The 19617-nt window shown below is 67.2% G+C and carries 21 protein-coding genes; 11 read left to right on the forward strand and 10 right to left on the reverse strand.

Features of this window, described 5'->3' with window-relative positions:
- Positions 1-57 precede the first annotated feature (57 nt).
- Entirely contained in the window at positions 58-792 is a 735-nt protein-coding gene (locus PFX98_RS15655; RefSeq protein WP_285231415.1) for a response regulator, read from the forward strand.
- Here the strand turns inward: PFX98_RS15655 and PFX98_RS15660 are convergent.
- The 4 genes from PFX98_RS15660 to PFX98_RS15675 all read right to left on the reverse strand — a co-directional run bounded on the left by PFX98_RS15660 (position 789) and on the right by PFX98_RS15675 (position 4294).
- Positions 789-1631, reverse strand: coding sequence for a segregation and condensation protein A (locus tag PFX98_RS15660; RefSeq protein ID WP_425334702.1), 843 nt, complete (start codon positions 1629-1631; stop codon positions 789-791). The genes PFX98_RS15655 and PFX98_RS15660 overlap by 4 nt on opposite strands.
- Before the next feature lie 74 nt (positions 1632-1705).
- A complete protein-coding gene (locus tag PFX98_RS15665; RefSeq protein ID WP_285231416.1) occupies positions 1706-1909 on the reverse strand; it encodes a DUF3460 family protein in 204 nt (67 codons plus the stop codon).
- A gap of 54 nt (positions 1910-1963) precedes the next feature.
- The gene (gene metG / locus PFX98_RS15670) at positions 1964-4009 is read right to left on the reverse strand and encodes a methionine--tRNA ligase (protein WP_285231417.1); all 2046 of its coding nucleotides are present in this window, start codon (positions 4007-4009) and stop codon (positions 1964-1966) included.
- A 102-nt stretch (positions 4010-4111) separates the two neighbouring features.
- Positions 4112-4294 (reverse strand): hypothetical protein, encoded by a 183-nt coding sequence (locus PFX98_RS15675; RefSeq protein WP_285231418.1) that lies wholly within the window; start codon positions 4292-4294, stop codon positions 4112-4114.
- 1007 nt (positions 4295-5301) lie between these two features.
- On the opposite strand from PFX98_RS15675, the gene minC reads away from it, so the two are divergent.
- Genes minC through minE form a run of 3 tightly spaced genes read left to right on the forward strand, consistent with a single transcriptional unit; the run spans position 5302 to position 7290 of the window.
- Positions 5302-6150 carry a septum site-determining protein MinC gene (gene minC, locus PFX98_RS15680; RefSeq protein ID WP_285231419.1) on the forward strand — a complete coding sequence of 283 codons (849 nt, stop codon included), beginning with the start codon at positions 5302-5304 and terminating at the stop codon, positions 6148-6150.
- 46 nt (positions 6151-6196) lie between these two features.
- Positions 6197-7012, forward strand: coding sequence for a septum site-determining protein MinD (gene minD / locus PFX98_RS15685; RefSeq protein WP_285231420.1), 816 nt, complete (start codon positions 6197-6199; stop codon positions 7010-7012).
- A 14-nt stretch (positions 7013-7026) separates the two neighbouring features.
- Positions 7027-7290 (forward strand): cell division topological specificity factor MinE, encoded by a 264-nt coding sequence (gene minE, locus PFX98_RS15690; RefSeq protein ID WP_285231421.1) that lies wholly within the window; start codon positions 7027-7029, stop codon positions 7288-7290.
- A 65-nt stretch (positions 7291-7355) separates the two neighbouring features.
- Here minE and PFX98_RS15695 read toward each other — a convergent pair whose 3' ends face one another.
- Both PFX98_RS15695 and PFX98_RS15700 read right to left on the reverse strand, forming a co-directional pair.
- Positions 7356-7949 (reverse strand): 1-acyl-sn-glycerol-3-phosphate acyltransferase, encoded by a 594-nt coding sequence (locus PFX98_RS15695; RefSeq protein ID WP_285231422.1) that lies wholly within the window; start codon positions 7947-7949, stop codon positions 7356-7358.
- A gap of 159 nt (positions 7950-8108) precedes the next feature.
- Entirely contained in the window at positions 8109-8402 is a 294-nt protein-coding gene (locus PFX98_RS15700) for a 2Fe-2S iron-sulfur cluster-binding protein (RefSeq protein ID WP_285231423.1), read from the reverse strand.
- 128 nt (positions 8403-8530) lie between these two features.
- Between PFX98_RS15700 and PFX98_RS15705 the strand changes: the two genes are divergently transcribed.
- The 7 genes from PFX98_RS15705 (at position 8531) to PFX98_RS15735 (ending at position 15191) form a co-directional block, all read left to right on the forward strand.
- Positions 8531-9598 carry a hypothetical protein gene (locus PFX98_RS15705; protein ID WP_285231424.1) on the forward strand — a complete coding sequence of 356 codons (1068 nt, stop codon included), beginning with the start codon at positions 8531-8533 and terminating at the stop codon, positions 9596-9598.
- A 75-nt stretch (positions 9599-9673) separates the two neighbouring features.
- Positions 9674-11524 (forward strand): M3 family metallopeptidase, encoded by a 1851-nt coding sequence (locus tag PFX98_RS15710; RefSeq protein WP_285231425.1) that lies wholly within the window; start codon positions 9674-9676, stop codon positions 11522-11524.
- Between the two features lie 4 nt (positions 11525-11528).
- Entirely contained in the window at positions 11529-12023 is a 495-nt protein-coding gene (locus PFX98_RS15715; protein ID WP_285231426.1) for a M48 family metallopeptidase, read from the forward strand.
- Positions 12020-12961, forward strand: coding sequence for a tRNA dihydrouridine synthase (locus PFX98_RS15720; protein WP_285231427.1), 942 nt, complete (start codon positions 12020-12022; stop codon positions 12959-12961). Before PFX98_RS15715 ends, PFX98_RS15720 begins: the two co-directional genes overlap by 4 nt.
- Positions 12958-13320, forward strand: a complete 363-nt coding sequence (locus tag PFX98_RS15725; protein ID WP_285231428.1) for a translation initiation factor Sui1 — start codon at positions 12958-12960, stop codon at positions 13318-13320. The genes PFX98_RS15720 and PFX98_RS15725 overlap by 4 nt, the downstream gene beginning before the upstream one ends.
- 46 nt (positions 13321-13366) lie before the next feature.
- On the forward strand, positions 13367-14800 hold the full coding sequence (gene dbpA, locus PFX98_RS15730; protein WP_285231429.1) for an ATP-dependent RNA helicase DbpA: 1434 nt from the start codon (positions 13367-13369) through the stop codon (positions 14798-14800).
- A gap of 160 nt (positions 14801-14960) precedes the next feature.
- Positions 14961-15191: a hypothetical protein gene (locus tag PFX98_RS15735; RefSeq protein ID WP_285231430.1), complete on the forward strand. Its 231-nt coding sequence runs from the start codon at positions 14961-14963 to the stop codon at positions 15189-15191.
- A 21-nt stretch (positions 15192-15212) separates the two neighbouring features.
- On the opposite strand, the gene PFX98_RS15740 is transcribed toward PFX98_RS15735, so the two are convergent.
- The 4 genes from PFX98_RS15740 to PFX98_RS15755 are packed head-to-tail and all read right to left on the reverse strand — an operon-like array spanning position 15213 to position 19573.
- A complete protein-coding gene (locus PFX98_RS15740) occupies positions 15213-17021 on the reverse strand; it encodes a glutamine--tRNA ligase/YqeY domain fusion protein (RefSeq protein WP_285231431.1) in 1809 nt (602 codons plus the stop codon).
- Positions 17022-17062: 41 nt separating this feature from the next.
- Positions 17063-17878, reverse strand: coding sequence for a LytR/AlgR family response regulator transcription factor (locus PFX98_RS15745; protein WP_285231432.1), 816 nt, complete (start codon positions 17876-17878; stop codon positions 17063-17065).
- Positions 17879-17880: 2 nt separating this feature from the next.
- A complete protein-coding gene (locus PFX98_RS15750) occupies positions 17881-19011 on the reverse strand; it encodes a sensor histidine kinase (protein ID WP_285231433.1) in 1131 nt (376 codons plus the stop codon).
- 31 nt (positions 19012-19042) lie between these two features.
- Complete coding sequence (locus tag PFX98_RS15755) at positions 19043-19573, reverse strand: DUF6622 family protein (protein ID WP_285231434.1); 531 nt, start codon at positions 19571-19573, stop codon at positions 19043-19045.
- Positions 19574-19617: the final 44 nt, after the last annotated feature.

Below are 19617 nucleotides of genomic sequence, written 5' to 3' on the forward strand. Positions count from 1 at the left end.
CCCGCCTATCATTCGGGCCCAAATGCAAAGCACATCGCCAGTAGAGGAGGGCCGCCCATGAGAGTGCTGCTCATCGATGACCACCCGCTGATCCTGTCGGCCCTGCAGACCGTGATCGAGGGCCTGGGCGATGCTGTCGAGGTGGTGGGGGCCGACAGTGCCGCGGCGGCACGCCAGACCCTGCAGTCGCGCCAGGACTTCGACCTGGTGCTGCTGGACCTGCATCTGGGCGATGCCAGCGGCTTTGACGTGCTGGACGAATTCCGCGCCGCCTACCCGGCCCTGCCGGTGGTGGTGATCTCGGCCTCCGACCGCGCCAGCGATGTGATCCGTGCCATCGACCAGGGCGCGATGGGTTTCATCCCCAAACGCACCAGCACCGAGATGCTGGCCCAGGCGCTCAAGCTGGTGATGTCGGGCGGCATCTATGTGCCGCCCATGAGCCTGGGCAACGAGGGGTCGCGCAATCTGGTGCCCGAGGATGCGCCCAACAAGCTGCGCCAGATCCAGGAGCTGGCCAGCGCCGCCAGCTTCCAGGGCAGCACCGGCCTGGAGGGCCTGTCGCTGACGCCCCGCCAGACCGATGTGCTGGCCCTGCTGCTGCAGGGCAAGCCCAACAAAATCATTGCGCGCGAGCTGGGCGTGTCGGTCGAGACCATCAAGGACCATGTGGCCGCGGTGCTCAAGGCCCTGGGCGTGAGCTCACGCACCCAGGCCGTGCTGGCGGTGAGTCAGATGGTGCAGCGCCAGCCCGACAGCCAGTTCACGACCTTCCGGCACGCCGCGGTCTAGTTGATTTCCGTGGGCGAATAGGCCAGGCGCACATAGATGGGCGCAAAGGCCTCGGCCTGGGTGATCTCCAGCAGGCGTTCGCGCGCTAGCTCCAGCATCGCAATGAAGGTCACCACCAGCACCTGCTGGCCGCGGCTGACATCGAACAATTCCTCGAACTCGACGAAGCGCCGCCCCTGCAGGCGGCGCAACACGATGCTCATGTGCTCGCGCACCGAGAGCTGCTCGCGGCTGATCTTGTGGTGCTGGACCAGCTTGGCGCGCTTGATCAGCTCGGCCCAGGCGGCACGCAGATCATCGGCCGCCACATCCGGAAAGCGCGGCGTGAGCGACTGCTCGACGAACACCTGGGCGCGCAGGAAGTCGCGCCCCAGCACCGGCACCTGGTCTAGCTTGGCGGCGGCGAGCTTGATGCGCTCGTACTCCAGCAGGCGCCGCACCAGCTCGGCGCGCGGGTCCTCGGGCTCGGCGCCGTCCTCGCTCTTCTTGGGCGGCAGCAGCATGCGAGATTTGATCTCGATCAGCATGGCCGCCATCAAGAGGTATTCGCTCGCCAGCTCCAGGTTGTGCTTGCGGATCTGGTCCACATAGCTGAGGTACTGGCGCGTCACGTCCGCCAGCGGGATGTCGAGGATGTTGAAGTTCTGGCGCCTGATCAGGTAGAGCAGCAGGTCCAGCGGGCCCTCGAAGGCCTCCAGAAAGACCTCCAGCGCATCCGGCGGGATGTAGAGGTCCTGCGGCATGGCGAACAGCGGCTCGCCGTACAGGCGCGCCACGGCCACGCCGTCAATCGTCTCCACCAGCACCGGCTCGGTCACGGCATCGGCCAGCGCCGGCAGTTCGGCCAATTCCGTCAACGGCGGCGACGGCGGCGTGCCGGCGACAGGATCGCTCAAGACCCGACCCCGCTGCGTCAGTGCTCTTTGGTCTGGTAGACGTAGGGCTGCTGCGCCACGCGCGCGGTGCGGAAATCGGCCTGGGCCTGACGGTCCACCTGCTTGTCCCACAGCAGGGCGCGGCCATCGCGCTGCTCCTGCTCGAGGCTGGGCTTCTTGGCCCGCAACTCGTCGATGAAGTTGGTCACATCGGACTTGTAGGGCTTCCAGAAGAACGGCATATCGGCTTGCTCGCGGTTGTCTATGGGTTGAATTTTACGGGTCGGCCCGGGCGCTCAGCGCACCCGCATGCCGGGCTGGGCGCCCGGGAAGGGCTCCAGCACGAAGATGCCCGGATGCGCCTTCTCGTCGGCGTGGCTGGCGGCCAGCACCATGCCCTCGCTGAGCCCGAACTTCATCTTGCGCGGCGCCAGATTGGCCACCATCACGGTGAGCTTGCCTTCCAGCTGCTCGGGCTGGTAGGCGCTTTTGATGCCGCTGAACACATTGCGGGTGCGACCTTCGCCGACGTCGAGCGTGAGGCGCAGCAGCTTGTCGGAGCCTTCCACATGCTCGGCCTTGAGGATCTTGGCGATGCGCAGATCCACCTTGCCGAAATCATCGATCTTGATCTCGGGGGCCAGGTCTTCACCGCCGGGCACGACCTTGGGCGCGGGCGGGGCTTCGAACAGGGCCTCGACCATCTTCAGGTCGACGCGCTGCATCAGGTGCTCGTAGTTGCCGATCTGATGCGCGCCGAGCGCGCGCGCGGCATCGGCGAACTGCATGGGCTCGACGCGCAGGAAGGCCTCGACCTTGGCCACGAGCGCCGGCAGCACCGGCTTGAGGTAGATGCTGAGCAGGCGGAAGGCCTCGATGCAGACGCTGCAGACATCGTGCAGCACCGCATCCTTGCCTTCCAGCTTGGCCAGTTCCCAGGGCTTGTTCTGGTCCACGTACTCGTTCACGCGGTCGGCCAGCAGCATGATCTCGCGCAGCGCCTTGCCGAACTCGCGCTCCTCGTAGAGCTCGGCAATCGCGCCGGCCTGGGCGCGCAGGCCGTCCAGCAGGGCACGCCCCTCCACGCCCAGATCGCCGGAGAGATGGCCACCGAAGCGCTTGCTCAGGAAGCCCGCGGCGCGCGAGGCGATGTTGATGTACTTGCCGACCAGGTCGCTGTTGACGCGCGCGACGAAGTCTTCGGGGTTGAAGTCGATGTCCTCGACCTTGGAGTTGAGCTTGGCGGCCAGGTAGTAGCGCAGCCACTCGGCGTTCAGGCCCAGCTTCAGGTATTTGAGCGGGTCCAGGCCGGTGCCGCGGCTCTTGCTCATCTTCTCGCCGTTGTTGACGGTCAGGAAGCCATGCACATAAACATGGTTGGGCGTCTTGCGGCCGCTGAAGTGCAGCATGGCCGGCCAGAACAGGGTGTGGAAATAGGTGATGTCCTTGCCAATGAAGTGCACCTGCTCCACGCTTGGGTCGGCCATATAAGCGTCGAAATCCTGACCCAGCTTGCCCAGGTAGTTCTTCAGCGAGGCCAGGTAGCCGATCGGCGCGTCCAGCCACACATAGAAGTACTTGCCGGGTGCATCCGGAATCTCGATGCCGAAATAGGGTGCGTCGCGGCTGATGTCCCAGTCGCCCAGGCCGCCCTTGCCCTCATCATCCTTTGTGAACCATTCCTTGATCTTGTTGAGCACCTCGGTCTGCAGGCGCCCGGGGGTCTGGGTCCACTGCTCGAGAAAGCTCACGCAGCGCGGGTCGCTGAGCTTGAAGAAATAGTGCTCGGAGCTCTTCATTACCGGCGTCGCGCCGGTCAGCACCGAGAAGGGGTTCTTCAGCTCGGTCGGGGTGTAGACGGCGCCGCAGACCTCGCAGGAGTCGCCGTACTGGTCCTTGGCGCCGCACTTGGGGCATTCGCCCTTGATGAAGCGATCGGGCAGGAACATCGCCTTCTCGGGGTCGAAGAACTGCTCGATGGTCTTCACCTCGATCAGCTCGTTGCGACGCAGGGCCAAATAGACTTCCCTGGACAGCTCGTGGTTCTCGGCGCCGTCGGTCGAGTGCCAGTTGTCGAAGCTGATGTGGAAGCCGTCCAGATAGGTCTTGCGGCCCGCGGCGATGTCTGCCACGAACTGCTGCGGCGTCTTGCCGGCCTTCTCGGCCGCAATCATGATGGGCGCGCCATGCGCATCGTCGGCGCACACAAAGTGCACCTGCTGACCCTGCATGCGCTGATAGCGCACCCAGATGTCAGCCTGCGTGTACTCCATGATGTGGCCAATATGGAAATTGGCGTTGGCATAGGGCAGGGCAGTGGTGACGAAGAGCTTGCGGGTCATGACTTTGCGGATGGAGCGAAGCATGGCAGAACACCATGCGGAGGCGGGATTTTAGTCGCACGCGGTCGGCCGCGCGGCTGCCCTGCGTGCGCGTGCCGGTCCTCAGCTCTCGCTGGGGTTGGCGGGGGCCGGGTCGGCGGGCGCGTCGGGCTCGCCGTCTTGTGCCGGTGCATCCGCACCGCCCTCGTCCTTGCCCTGCAATTTGCGCTGGCGCTTCTCTTCGGCCTTGCGCTTCTTGGCCAACTCGCGTTGGCGTTTCTCATAGCTGTAATTCGGTGTTGCCAAGGCGCTCGCTCCTGCGTCTGCCGGCCCAAGCGCCGGGGGTTACCAATGTACCTGCTTGCCACCGCAGGGCCGCAGGATTGTGAAGTTTCTTCGCTAAGTGATTGTGGTGGCTCAGTTTGCCCATTCATGCAATCTGTGGATAAGTTTGTGAGCAAAATGTTGTCCGGCGCGCTAAGTGCTTGATTCTGCGTGCCGCAAGCCGTCCGGGCCGGCTCGATGGAGGCGAAATTTAGCTTTCAAAATCAAAGGCTTAGGCCCGCTGTCTTGAAGCGGCGCGCGGCTTGTGCCGGCTCGCAGAGGCCTGTCATCGCAGCCTCACATATGGGGATAAGTCAAGCCCAAGAAGCGGCCTCGGTGGGCGTCGGCTGTTTCATTTCGACCCAGGCCGAAACATGCGCACGCAATATGGCCCGGCCGCACCGACGCAACGCTGTCCAGCGCGCCGACGGCCTGCCCGGATGACAGTTCAGTTACGCTCACAAGCTCATATTGGACTCAAGGAAGCTCGCTAAGCCATTGATTCTTATGTGTTCCAAAATCTATCCACCAGGTCTGTGGATAACTTTGTGGAGAAGCTGCGCAGGCCCGCGCTAAACCCTTGATTCATCGCCGCTGGGCTTGGCTTGCCACAAAAACATGCAGCGAGCCGATTTCTATACGAATCAATGACTTAGCGACGGGGTCGGGTTCCTCAGGGGAAACCTGTAGCTGCGCCGCAGCAAGGCGAAATGCATCAAGCCGCCTAACACCGATTGGGGATAAGTCAAGCGCCCGGCACCCTGAGGCCGGCCCGCGCGGTGCGCCGAAATGGGCCAACTGTCCACCGTGGATGTGGACAAGTCTGTGCGTGACATGCAGACAGCCGGGCTAAGTGCTTGATCGGCAAGGGTGGGGCTTGTATTGCCCGCAAAAGTGGCAAGCGCCGGCGCGGCTTGGGGCCAACGCCTAGGGAGGCGCGTGCGGCGCCCGCTAAAATCCGCCACTTTGCAAAGAGCGACAACGCATTCATGGGCCAAGCAGCCAGGCAAGAACCACGCAACCGCAGCACCGAGATCTTCGAGCTCAAGAGCGCCACGCTGACCGCCTTGTCGCTGGTCTTGCGCAGCAGCGATCTGCAGGCCCTGGCCGAGGCCTTGCAGGCCCGGCTCGGCGACACGCCCGAGGTGTTCAACCAGGACCCGCTGCTGATCGACCTGTCGCAGCTGCCGGCGGCCGCGCCGGCCGCACAGGTGGGCGACGACGGTCAGCTGAGCCTGGTGAGCGAGGCGGGCGCGGCTGCGCTCGACTTCGCTGCCTTGGTCGCGCTGCTCGAGCGCTATCGCCTGCAGCCGGTGGCGGTGAGCGGGGCCAGCCCCGAGCAACTGGCGGCGGCGCAGGCCTGTGGCCTGGCGGAAGCGGATGCCACGCCGGCGCTGCGCAACGAAGCGGCGGCAGCCGAGCCGGTGCGCGAGGTCATCAAGGAAGTCATCAAGGAAGTGGTGGTCGAGCAGGTGCGCGAAGTGCATGTGCCGGGCGAGGCCGCCAAGACCGTCATCATCGACAAGCCCCTGCGTTCGGGCCAGCAGGTCTATGCCAAGGGCGCCGATCTGATCGTGATGGCGCTGGTGAACCATGGCGCCGAGGTGATCGCCGACGGCAATATCCATGTCTACGCGCCCTTGCGTGGCAAGGCCATCGCCGGCGCGCGCGGCAATACCGAGGCGCGCATCTTTGCCGCCAGCCTGGAGGCCGAGCTGATTGCGATCGCCGGCATTTACCGGACGACCGAAAACCCCTTGCCCGAGCATGTGCTGGGCAAGCCCGCCCAGGTACGCCTGGACGGCGAGAAGCTGGTGATGGAAGCACTCAAACTCTGAGTTGGTCGCTCCGACCAAGCTCTATTGGAAAAAAGGAAAGTATTCGATGACCAAGATCGTCGTGGTGACCTCGGGCAAGGGCGGGGTCGGCAAGACCACCACCAGCGCGAGCTTTGCAACCGGCCTGGCCCTGCGCGGCTACAAGACCGTGGTGATCGACTTCGACGTCGGCCTGCGCAACCTCGACCTCATCATGGGCTGCGAGCGCCGTGTGGTCTATGACCTGATCAACGTCATCAACGACGAGATCAAGTTGACCCAGGCCCTCATCAAGGACAAGCAGGTCGAGAAGCTCTACATCCTGGCCGCCTCGCAGACGCGCGACAAGGATGCCCTCAACCAGGCCGGCGTGGAACGCGTGCTGGACGAGCTGAAGGCGATGGAGTTCGACTACATCGTGTGCGACTCGCCGGCCGGCATCGAGACCGGTGCGCTGATGGCCATGCACTATGCCGACGAGGCCCTGGTGGTGACCAATCCCGAGGTCTCCTCGGTGCGCGACTCCGACCGCATCCTGGGCATGCTCAACAGCAAGACCAAGCGCGCCATCGAGGGCAAGGAGCCCGTCAAGGAGCATCTGCTGATCACGCGCTACAACCCCAACCGGGTCGAGGGCGGGCAGATGCTGTCGCTGGAAGACATCCACGAGATCCTGCGCACCCAGTTGATCGGCGTGATCCCCGAGTCCGAGAGCGTGCTGCAGGCCTCCAACCAGGGCTTGCCGGCCATCCACATGAAGGGCACCGACGTGGCCGAGGCCTATGCCGACGTGGTGGCGCGCTTCCTCGGCGAGGACAAGCCGATGCGCTTCATCGAGGCGGTCAAGCCCGGCTTCTTCAAGCGCCTGTTCGGCGGCAAGTGAGGAAGGGACACAGCATGGGATTCCTGTCCTTTTTCCTCGGCGAGAAGAAAAGCACGGCCAGCGTGGCCAAGGAGCGCCTGCAGCTGATCCTCGCGCACGAGCGCGGCGGTCGCGGCGCCAGCCCCGACTATCTGCCCCAGCTGCAGCGCGAGCTGGTGGCGGTGATCTCCAAGTACGTCTCCATCAACCCGGACGACATCAAGGTGCACATGGAGCGCCAGGATGACCTCGAGGTGCTGGAGGTGAAGATCGAGCTGCCGGAGCCGGCACGGCGCTGAGGCTTGGCGATTCAAGAGCGGGAAAGGGCCAGGCAAGACCTGGCCCTTTGCACGTCTGGCCAGCCTCAATGCTTGGCGTCGAACTGCTGCTCGTTCTTGCCCTTGAAGGGGGCGTAGAACTGCTTGATCTTGGCCATGTCGGCCTCCACGTCGCCGCTGGGCGTGAACACCGGCCCCAGGCCGCTGAGCTTGCGCGGGTAGTCCATATAGGCCATCACGATGGGCACCTCGGCGGTCACGGCAATCCAGTAGAAGCCGGTCTTCCAGTAGCGCGTCTTGCTGCGCGTGCCCTCGGGCGGCACCACCAGCTGCAGCGGGCCGTCGGCCGCGCGCAGCGCCTGCGCCGAGGCCGCCACCAGATTGCTGGACTGCTCGCGGTTCACCGCGATGCCGCCCAGCCAGCGCATCAGGCCGCCAAAGGGGAAGCGGAAGATCTGCTGCTTGCCCATCCAGTAGATGTTCAGGCGCAGCGCAAAGGCCACCATCAGCGTGTAGGGCAGGTCCCAGTTGCTGGTGTGCGGGGCGGCGATGAGCACGCACCGCGCATGCGCCGCGGGCAGGCTGCCCTCGAGCTTCCAGCCGGCGAGCTTCAGAAAGGCGATGGAGGCTGCGCGCAGCAGGGTGTTGACCACGGGCGTGGTGAAGATGGTGCGATGCATGGGGATCTCGTGGGCAACCCCGGATTATCCGCGCGCCGGCCTCGCATGCTCCTGCCACATTCTGAGGCAGGGCAAGAAAGTGGCTTTCAAATCAAGCACTTGGCTGTCGCGCACCCAGGCTGTGCACGGACTTGTCCACAGTCGCTGTGGACGGCGGGGTCATGTCTTGCGCGCGGGCGCCAGCTCCAGGTCGCTGCGCGGCAGGGCCACGCAGGGCAGTATCCAGCCCTCGAGCTTCTCCTCACGGCTCAGGCCCGGCCATTCGATGCGGTAGGCAATCTCGCCGCTGAGCAGCCGGCACATGCAGGCGCGGCAGGTGCCGTTGCGGCAGGAGCTGGCGAGCCGGAAGCCGGCGCGCAGGGCCGCCTCCAGCACCGAGTGCTGTGCCTGCCCCTCGAACTCGATGGCGGGCTCGGCCTGCAGGCGGATGCGGAATGCGCGGTTTTCTGGCATGGCGCCATCATGCCCGCGGGGATTGGGGGCGGAAAGCCACGCTTGTTCGCGCATCGCCCCGCCGGCCCGCGGGCAGACTACCGGCCAGCAGGGCAGGCGCCCGACCGATTCCATTTCACGCAGGGCCCATGGCACTTGAACTCTCACTCGACGGCTTGGCGGCGCTATCGCTGTTCGTGGCGAACGTCGTGGTGGGCGTGGTTTCGATCGGCACCTACTGGCGCATGACGCGCTACGAGCAGAGCAACCATTTGCACATCGTCAATGCCCTGCGCGAAACCCGCGATGCCGGCCGCGAGGCCAAGATTGCCACGCGCGAGTTGCTGCGCATGGTCGAGCGCCAGGAGCAGGGGCGCGGCGCGGCCCTGCAAGCGTCCGACCTGGAGGCCCTGCGCGAACTGCCCCAGCTGCTGCGCCTGCTGCTAGAGGGGGGCGCGCGCGAGGGTGACGATGCCGCGCAGGAGCCGGCGCAGCGCCTGCGCTGGCCGGACACGGTGCAGGAGCTCAACCAGGAGAGCCTGGACCAGCTCAAGCGCAGCCATCGCAACGAGGTCGATCGCATGCTGGCGCAGCGCCGCCATCTGCAGATGGAACTGGCCGGGGCGCGCGAGCGGCTGGAGGAAAACGCGCGCGTGCTGAACTCCTTCCGTTCGCGCACCAGCCAGTCGCTGCAGAGCCAGGTCGAGCTCAGCGGCGCGCGCCAGCAACTGGAGCAGACGCGCGCCAATATGCTGCAGCTGCAGGACAAGCTGGCCCAGATGGAGACCCGCGCCGACAAGGCCGAGCGCAATGTGGCGCGCCTGCAGCGCGATCTGGAAGAGGCCGCGCTGCGGCCGGGCGAGGCCACGCCGGCGGCCCAGGCGCAGACCGAGCAGGCCTCGCGCGAAACCCTGCTGGGTCTGGAGCGTGAGGCCCAGGCCCAGCGCGACCAGCTGGCCGACGCCGAGCGCACCATCCAGAAGCTGCGCCGCGATCTGGAGATCCTGGCCGCCGACCCGCCCGAGCATGGCGGCGAATCGGCCGCCGAGCCGGGCCATGACCAGGCGCGCGCGCGCCTGGAGGCCGAGGTCGAGCAGCTCAAGGCGCGCGTGGACGATCTGCAGGACGCGCTGCGCCGCAATGTGGTGGAGAAGGAATTCATCGAGGAGCATTACCTCGCCGAGACGCGCAAGCGTCAGCCGCCGGCCGAGCCCTGAAGCCGCCCGGCGGGCCGGGGATTTGGCGCAGGCGCTATGCTTGCGCCCCCGTCGACCCATCCCATCGAGCCCCGCATGGACGCCATCCGCGCCTATTTCGACCAGCTGAACCAGGACTATCTCGCCGTCCACAAGACCAAGGAAGACCTGTTCTGGGCCACCTATATGGCCACCAGCGATGACCACGCCGGCTTTGCCCGCGCCGAGCAGCAGTACAAGGATTTCATCTCCGATGCCGGCCGGCTGAGCGAGACGCGCGCCCAGCTGGCGCGCCTGCAGGCGCAGCCCGCCAGCGCCGAGCGCCAGGCCCTGGCGCATGGCTTGCAAGGCTGGTTGGCGGTGTTCGAGGCCAACATCATCGACAACGCCGAGGGCCGCGCCCTGATGGCCGAGCTGATCGCCGCCGAGGCGGCGCTGTTTGCCAAGAAGCGCGAGCTGCAGCCCACGCAGCTCGCGGCGCCAGGGCGCAGCGAGGTGGCGACGCTGAGCATGCTGGCCACCAACCTGGCCACCAATCCCGATGAGGACTGCCGGCGCAGCTCGCTGGAGGCCTTCCGCGGCATCGAGCGTTGGGTGCTGGAGAACGGTTTCCTGGAGCTGGTGAAGCTGCGCAACCGCTTTGCGCGCGCGCTCGGCTTTCCCAACTACTTCGAGCTCAAGCTGCGCAAGAACGAGCGCATGACGCCGGCCCAGCTCGACGCCATCCTGGACGACTTCCTGGCCCGCACCGCCGCGGCCAATGCGCGCAGCCTGGCGCAGCTGGCGGCCGCGCAGGGCGAGTCGGCCCTGCGGCCCTGGAACCTGCGCTTTGCCAGCGCCGGCGATGTGGTGCGCCGCATGGACGCCTACATGCCCTTCGGGCCGGCCCTGCGCCGCTGGGTCGAGAGCTTCCGCCGCCTGGGCATCCAGTACCGCGGAGCGACCCTGCAGTTGGACCTGCTGGAGCGCAAGGGCAAGTACCAGAACGGTTTCTGCCACGGCCCCGTGCCGAGCTTTGTCGATGCGCGGGGCCAATGGGTGCCGGGTCAGATCAACTTCACCGCCGAGGCCAAGCCCGACCAGGTGGGCAGCGGCCTGCGCGCCATCAACACGCTCTTCCACGAGGGCGGCCATGCCGCGCACTTTGCCAATGTGGTGCAGAACTCGCCCTGCTTCTCGCAGGAATTCGCACCCACCTCGATGGCCTATGCCGAGACCCAGTCGATGTTCTGCGACAGCCTGCTGAACGACGCTGACTGGCTCAAGCGCTATGCGCGCAATGCCGCGGGCGAGGCCATTCCCGACGAGCTGATCCACGCCCGCATCGCCAGCAGCCAGCCCATGCGCGCCTTCGACGAGCGTTCCATCGCCGTGGTGCCCAAGTTCGAGGCGGCGCTCTACCAGATGAGCGATGAGGCACTCACGCCGGCGGCAGTGCTGGCGCTGGCGCGTGCCACCGAGATCCAGGTGCTGGGCGTGGAGAGCCCGCGCCCGATGCTGGCGATCCCGCATCTGCTCAACCAGGAATCGGCCGCGTCGTACCAGGGTTATCTGCTGGCCCATATGGCGGTGTTCCAGACGCGCGCCTTCTTCCTGCGCCAGCATGGCTATCTGACTGACAACCCGGCCATCGGCCCGGCCCTGGCCGAGCATTTCTGGCGCCCTGGCAACAGCATCGACCATGACGCCACCCTGCGCAGCCTGACGGGCGAAGGCTTCTCGGCCCAGTACCTGGCGGACGAGTGCAACAAGTCGGTGGACGACTGCTGGGCACAGGCCCAGCAGTCGATCGCGGCAGCCGCGGCCCGGCCGCAGGGGGAGGGCGTGGCGGCGCTGGAGGCCCATATCCGCGTGGTCCATGGCGCCGAGCTGCTGGCCGATTCCAGCGCCGGCGAGGCGGCCATGTGCGAGCGCTTCGAGGCCTGGGTGGGCGCGCACTATCCTTGATGGCATGGGCCCGCTGAAGTACCTGGCCGGCTATCCGGCCCATCTCGTCACCCAGGTGCAGACGCTGATAGCCAGCGGCCGCCTGGGCGAATACCTGGGCAGCCGCTATGCCCAGGGCCATGAGGTGCAGAGCGACCGCGCGCTGTTCGACTACACCCAGTCACTCAAGAGCCGCTTCCTGCGCAACGCCGAGCCCGTCAGCAAGGTCGCCTACGACGCCAAGCTCAAGGTGCTGCAGCATGCGCTGGGCACGCACACCCGGGCCTCGCGCGTGCAGGGCAGCAAGCTCAAGAGCAAGCGCGAGATCCGCATCGCCAGCCTGTTCCGCGAAGCGCCGGCCGAGTTCCTCAAGATGATCGTGGTGCACGAGCTCGCGCATCTGAAGGAGCTGGACCACAACAAGGCCTTCTACCAGCTGTGCTCGCACATGGAGCCCGCGTACGGGCAGCTGGAGTTCGATCTGCGCCTGTACCTGACGCATCGGGAGCTGCCGGCATGATCTTGTTGGCACCGATGGAAGGGCTGCTCGACCACATGCTGCGCGACGTGCTGACGCGCGTGGGTGGCATCGACCGCTGCGTCTCCGAGTTCATCCGCATCACCGACATGCTGCTGCCGAACCGCGTCTTCACCCGCATCGTGCCCGAGCTGCTCGCCGGTGGCCGCACGCCCGCGGGCGTGCCGGTGCGCGCGCAACTGCTGGGCTCCGACCCCGTCTGCATGGCCGAGAATGCCGCGCGCCTGGCCGAGCTGGGCCCCGAGGGCATCGACCTGAACTTCGGCTGCCCGGCCAAATGCGTGAACCTGCACCGCGGTGGCGCGGTCTTGCTCGACGAGCCCGAGCTGATCGCGCGCATCGTCGCGGCGGTGCGGCGCGCCGTGCCGGCCCATGTGCCGGTCTCGGCCAAGATGCGGCTGGGCTATCTGGACGATTCGCGCACGCTGGAATGCGCCCATGCGATGGTGGGCGCCGGAGCGGCCGAGCTGGTGATCCATGCCCGCACCAAGGCCGATGGCTACAAGCCGCCCGCCTACTGGGATCGCATCGCCGCGGTGCGCGAGGCGGTGGATGTGCCGGTGGTGGCGAATGGCGAGGTCTGGACCGCCGCCGATGCTCGGGCCTGCAAGGCCCAATCCGGCTGCGAGGCCCTGATGCTGGGGCGCGGCATGGTGGCCGACCCGGGCCTGGCCCTGGCGATCCGCTCACCCGACGCCGCACCGCTGGCCTGGGCCCAGCTGCTGCCCCTGATGCAGGATTTCTTCGCCATCGTGCGCACCCATATCGCCACCCGCCACCAGGCCGGCCGGCTCAAGCAATGGCTGCACTATCTGCGCCGCCGTTATCCCGAGGCCGAGGAGGCCTATCTGCGCGTGCGCACCATCAATGCGCCCGACGAACTGCAAGTGGCGCTGTTCGGTGCGCCCGCCCTGTCATGAAATCCAAGTCTTCGAGCGGTGGCCTGGTCTATTCCACCGAGGCTGGCCGCATGTGCCCGGCCTGCCGTCAGCCCATCGCCGCCTGTGTGTGCGGCAAGGGCAAGCTGGCGCCGCTGGGCGACGGCAAGGTGCGCGTCTCGCGCGAGACCAAGGGCCGCGCCGGCAAGGGCGTGACCCTGGTGAGGGGCCTGCCGCTGGACGAGGCGGCGCTCACCGCCCTGGGCAAGCAGCTCAAGGCCGCCTGCGGCAGCGGCGGCACGGTCAAGGACGGGGTCATCGAGATCCAGGGCGACCATTGCGACAAGGTGCTGCAGCAGCTGATCGCGGTGGGCTGGCCCGCCAAGCGATCCGGCGGCTAGGCGCACATGCCCAATCGCCGTCAGCCTCGGCGGGGATAATCCGTCGATGCACGCCTCTCCCGACAAGCTCGCCGCTCCCCGCGCATTCGCCCAACTGCCGCTCTCGGCCGCCATGCTGGCCAATCTGGCCCAGCTGGGTTATGCCGAGATGACGCCGATCCAGGCCGCCAGCCTGCCGCCCGCGCTGCAAGGCCGCGACCTGATCGCCCAGGCCCAGACCGGCAGCGGCAAGACCGCCGCCTTCGCCCTGGCCCTGCTCAGCAAGCTGGACAGCGCCGACAAGGGCCTGCAGGCTCTGGTGCTGTGCCCCACGCGCGAGCTGGCCGACCAGGTGACGCAGGAGATCCGCCGCCTGGCGCGCGCCGAGGAGAACGTCAAGGTGCTGACGCTGTGCGGCGGCTCGCCGATGCGGCCGCAGATCGAGAGCCTGCAGTTCGGCTGCCACATCGCGGTGGGCACGCCCGGCCGCCTCCTGGACCATCTGGAGCGCGACACCCTGGACCTCAGCGGCCTCAAGACCCTGGTGCTCGATGAAGCCGACCGCATGCTGGACATGGGCTTCTTCGACGACATCGCGGCGGTGGCCAAGCGCGCGCCCAAGCAGCGCCAGACCCTGCTGTTCTCGGCCACCTACCCGGAAGGCATTGCCAAGCTGGCGGCCCAGCTGCTGCGCGATCCGCTGGAAGTGAAGCTGAGCGCCGCGGCCACGCAGTCGCCCGCGCAGATACGGCAGATCGCCTTCGAAGTCACGGAAAACCAGCGTCTGCATGCGGTGGCCCAGCTGCTGCAGCATTACCGCCCGGCCAGCACCATCGCCTTCTGCAATACCAAGCAGCAATGCCGCGATCTGGTGGAGGTGCTGCAGGCCCAGGGCTTTGTGGCGATGGCCCTGCATGGCGATCTCGAGCAGCGCGATCGCGACCAGGTGCTGATCCAGTTTGCCAACCGCAGCTGCTCGGTGCTGGTGGCCACCGATGTGGCGGCGCGCGGCCTGGACATCGCCCAGCTGGAATGCGTCATCAATGTGGAGGTGACGCCCGACGCCGAGGTGCATGTGCACCGCATCGGCCGCACCGGGCGCGCCGGCGCCGAGGGCCTGGCGCTGAGCCTGGTGAGCATGGACGAGATGGGCCGCATCGGCCGCATCGAGCAACTCCAGGGCCAGGTCTTGCCCTGGCAGGGCCTGGACACGCTCACGGTAGCGCCCGGCGGCCCGCTGCTGCCGCCCATGGACACCTTGCAGATCCTGGGTGGCCGCAAGGACAAGATCCGCCCCGGCGATGTGCTGGGCGCGCTCACCGGCGAGGCCGGCTTCACCGCGGCCGAGATCGGCAAGATCAACGTCACCGACTTCCACACCTATGTGGCGGTGGCGCGCGGCATTGCAAGAGAGGCGGTCAAGCGCCTCAGCCTGGGCAAGCTCAAGGGCCGCAAGGTCAAGGTGCGGCGCCTGGCAGACTTGATCGCCGGCGAGGAGTGACGGGCAAGCGTGAATTAATGCTGTCAGCCCAATTCCTAGTCCACCGCCAGCAAACATCCGACGTTAAGTCGAGACCTATTCACATGGTCACCCCCCCATCCAAGGCCTAGTCTTGAGGCGTGGAGGCGTGAATCATCAAGACGTCGTTGGGAGAATCGAGATGAACAAGTCCGTTCCGAGCACCGCACAGGAGGGCCCCTCACCGGGCCAGTTCGAGCTGCGTTTCCAGTCGCTGTTCCACGCCGGCAAGGCGCTGGCCTTTCCCTGCGATGCGCGCGGTGACGTGCTGCTGGACACGCTGAGCGACAAGGCGCTGGAGAACTATCTGTTCGCGCGCGCCGTGGTGGGCCATGAATACGCCAACCCGGTGGTGCAGGCCTGCACCGCCTGAGTCGACGTTTTTTAATTCAATTCACTTGCCCCAGCCGTCGCGCAGGCCGGTGATCTTGTTGAACACCGGGCGCTCGGCGCGATGGTCGACGCGGTCGGCCACGAAGTAACCGTGGCGCTCGAACTGCACCTTGGTATCGGCTGACACCGCGGCCATCGACGGCTCCAGATAGGCCGTCACCACCTTCAGGCTGGCCGGGTTCAGCACTTCCAGGAAGTCGCGCCCGCCGGCATCCGGCTGGGCCTCGGTGAAGAGGCGGTCGTACAGCCGCACCTCGGCGGCCACGCCCTCGTGCACGCCCACCCAGGTGATCACGCCCTTGACCTTGATGGCGTCCGCGCCCGGCGTGCCGCTCTTGGTATCGGGCACGATGGCCGCCAGCACGGCCGTGATCTGGCCCTCAGCATCCTTCTCGCAACCCGTGCACTCCACCACATAGCCGGCCTTCAGGCGCGCCTTGTTGCCCGGGTAGAGGCGGTGGTAGCCCTTGGCCGGCTGCTCCATGAAGTCCTCGCGCTCGATCCAAAGCTCGGGGCCGAGGCTGAACTGGCGCTGGCCCAGCTCGGGCAGATGCGGATGCGCGGGCGCGCCGCTGGGCTCGCGGTGCTCAAGACTGCCGAAGATCTCGGCGTAGTTGCTGAGCTTGAGCTTGACCGGGTCCAGCACCGCCATCGCGCGCGCGGCCTTGCCTTCCAGGTCGGCGCGCAGGCAGCCGTCCAGCACACCATAGTCCAGCCAGGCGTTCTGCTTGGTGACGCCGGTGCCTTCCACCATGGTGCGGATGCTTTCGGGCGTGTAGCCGCGCCGGCGCATGCCGACCAGGGTGGGCATGCGCGGGTCGTCCCAGCCGTCCACATGGCCCTCGTCCACCAGCTGGCGCAGCTTGCGCTTGGAGGTCACCACATAGCTGAGGTTGAGGCGGCCGAATTCGTACTGGCGGGGCAGGGGCTTGGCGAGCAGGCCGCCCTCGGCCAGATGCTCCAGCAGCCAGTCGTAGAAGGGGCGCTGGTCTTCGAACTCCAGCGTGCAGATCGAATGGCTGATGCGTTCCAGCGCGTCCTCGATCGGGTGGGCGAAGGTGTACATCGGGTAGATGCACCACTGGTCGCCGGTGTTGTGGTGGGTGGCGCGGCGGATGCGGTAGAGCGCCGGATCGCGCAGATTGATATTGGGGCTGGCCATATCGATCTTGGCGCGCAAGACCATGGCGCCATCGGCATGCTTGCCATCGCGCATCTCGCGGAAGCGCTGCAGGTGGTGCGCCACGCCCAGATCGCGGAAGGGGCTGTTCACGCCCGGGGTGGTGAAGTCGCCGCGATGCGCGCGCATCTGCTCGGGCGTCTGCTCGTCCACATAGGCGTGGCCGGCCGAGATCAGGGTTTCGGCTGCGCGGTACATGAAGTCGAAGTAGTCGCTGGCGAAGAACAGGTGCGAGGTGCCGCCCTGGTTCCAGTCCCAGCCCAGCCAGGACACCATCTCCTTGATGGCGTCCACATACTCCTGCTCTTCCTTCTCGGGGTTGGTGTCGTCGAAGCGCAGATGGCAGATGCCGCCGTAATCGCGCGCCAGGCCGAAGTTCAGGCAGATGCTCTTGGCGTGGCCGATGTGCAGATAGCCGTTCGGCTCGGGCGGGAAGCGGGTGCGGATCCGGGCCGGGTCCAGCGGGCCGGCCGCATGGTGGGCCGCGTCGCCCGGGGTGCCGGCGAAATGACGCTCAGGCTGCCCGCCCTGCTGCTCCAGGTCGCGCTCGATGATGGCGCGCAGGAAGTTGTGCGGCTTGTGCGCTTCGTCGCTGGGGGCGTTGGGCTTGGCGTCGTGGGGAAGGGACATTGAGGGCGCTTCTGAAGAGAGAGAAAGGATCAGCCGCGATTTTAGAGGCCCTTGAACAGGTGGGCGTACATGCGGCTCACCGCCAGCCGGTCGGTGCTGCCATGCAGGTGCAGGCTGAGCTTGCCGGCCTCGTCGCGCACCGCCTTGGCGATCGCGTCGGCGCGCACCACCACGCTGCGGTGCACCTGCCAGAACAGGCCGGCATCCAGCTGCGGCAGCAGCTCGCGCAGCGAGATGCGCACCAGATGCTCCTTGCCGGCGGTGATGACGCGCACGTATTTGTCGGCCGCCTCGAAATACAGCACCTCGCTCACCGGCACCATCTGGATGGTGTTGCCCACGCTCACCTGCAGCAGGCGCAGCGGTGCCGCGGCGGCGGCGGGTGCACTCAGACCGGTTCCCAGCAAGGCACGCAGCTGCGCCACCGCGTTGTGCAGGGCAGGCGCGGTGTCCTCCGCCTGCGCTCGGCCACCCAGGGCCTGGCGCAGGCGCTGCACCGTCTGGGTCAGGCGCTCGCGCTGCACCGGCTTGAGCACATAGTCCACCGCCGCATGCTCGAAGGCCTGCAGCGCGTACTGGTCGTAGGCGGTGACGAACACCAGCAGCGGGAAGGGCGTGCCCTCGGGCCAGTCCTCCGCCATGGCGGCGGCGGCCTCCAGGCCGCTCAGGCCCGGCATGCGGATGTCGAGGAAGCAGACCTGCGGCCGTTTCGCCAGCGCGGCGTCCACCGCGGCCTGGCCATGGGCGGCCATCGCCACGATCTCCAGCTCGGGCCAGAGCGCGACCAGCTCGGCGCGCAGATGCTCGGCCAGCAGCGGCTCGTCTTCGGCGATTAGGGCGGTCGTGATGGTGCTCATGCCTATACAGATGTTGATTGGGCTTGCGCCTCTTGAAGTGGGATGCTGATCTCGACCCGGCAGCCACCGGCCTCCGGGGCGCTGATGCTCAGCCCGGCCTGCTGACCGTAGCGCGCCAGCAGGCGCTCGCGCACCTGCTGCAGGCCGAAGCGGGTGCCCGCGGTGGTGCCCTGGGCGTTCAGACCGGCCCCGTCGTCGCTGACGCTCAGTAGCAAGACCTGACCCTGCAGCGCTGCGGCAACGCGCAGATGGCCGCCCTCGATATGCGGCTCCAGCCCATGCTTGATGGCGTTCTCCACCAGTGGCTGCAGCAGCAGCGGCGGGATCTGCAGCGCCTGCAGCTCGGCCGGCAGGCTCAGCTCGGGCTGCAGCCGCGCGCCCATGCGCACCTGCATCAGCTGCAGGTAGTCGGCGAGGCGCGCGAACTCGTCCTTGAGGCTGTGGCTGCCGCTGCGCGAGGCGTTGAGGGTGGCGCGCAGGAAGGCGATCAGCTGGTCCAGCATGGCCTGGGCGCGCGCCGGGTCCAGGCCGATCAGCACGCGCAGATTGGCCAGGGTGTTGAACAGCATGTGCGGTTCGAGCTGGGTTTCCAGCAGCTTGAGCTGGGTCTCGGCGGCCACGCGGCGCGCCTGCTCGGCCTGGGCCTGGGCGGCCAGCAGCCGGCCGCGCGTGTAGAAGTAGCCGGTGGTGAGGCTGGCCATGGTGAGCGTGAACATGGCGGTGCTGGCGATGCTGCCCCAGCTGGCCTCCCACCAGTAGATCGAGCGCTGGCCCGTCAGCCAGTCGCCCAGCAGCACGCCCAGGGTGTAGCCCAGCGCCGCGCCCAGCAGCACGCAGAAGGCCATCCAGGCCCAGCCCGGCCAGCCATTGGCGCATTCGGCGTCATCCGGGTAGCGGCGGTGCAGCAGCTGGGCGATCAGGGCGCGGCCGCCGTCGATGTAGAGCCAGCATTGCATGCCGATGGCAAAGGAATAGCTCAGCTTGGCGCCGGTATGGCGCCAGCCGGACATCGCCGCCAGCAGCAGGCCGATGAGCAGGCAGAGGGCGGCGGCATGGGCGGCATGCCTGAGCAGCCGCTGGCAGACCGGGCCGCTGTGGGCATGACCGGCAAAGCGGGGCGGGGTGGTGTGCATGGGGCGGGATTGTGCGCGTGCGCGGAGGGGCTCAGGCTGCCAGTGTCGCGGCGGCACCGGCCTGGGCCGGGGCCCGGGCCAGGATGTTGCGGGCGCGGCCCATGAACACCGCGCTCAGCGCGCCGTAGGCGGCGCTGACCGCGATGGCGAAGTCCGCCGTCTGTGCCAGCTGGGGCTGCATCGACAGCGTCACGCCCACGGCGTACTTGAGCACGAAGATGGCCATCATCAGCGCCAGCGGCAGCCAGCTGCCGGGGACATGGAAGCCCTGCTGTGCCGGCACATAGCGTGCCGCGCCGGGCCAGCCGCTGCCACGCACCAGCCGGTAGCTCAGCACAAAGCTGCCCGCCCAGGCGAGGGCCACGCCGCTGTGCCAACCAAAGGCCGACAAGGTACCCCAGACACCCAAGCCGACAAAGGCCAGCGGCAGCAGGCGCAGGCGGCCTTCCGAAACCTGCTGCGTGCGGGTCTGGCTCAGGCCCAGCGCCAGCAGCGCGGCGAGCAGGCCCCAGACCCAGGCGGGCGTGTGCTGGACGATCATCATCAACATCTGTGCGTTCATGGCGGGCTCCTGGTTGGTATGGAGCGAACTGTGCCCACCAGGGA

Origin of the sequence: Paucibacter sediminis, from assembly GCF_030254645.1 — a bacterium.
Lineage (GTDB): Bacteria > Pseudomonadota > Gammaproteobacteria > Burkholderiales > Burkholderiaceae_C > Paucibacter_B > Paucibacter_B sediminis.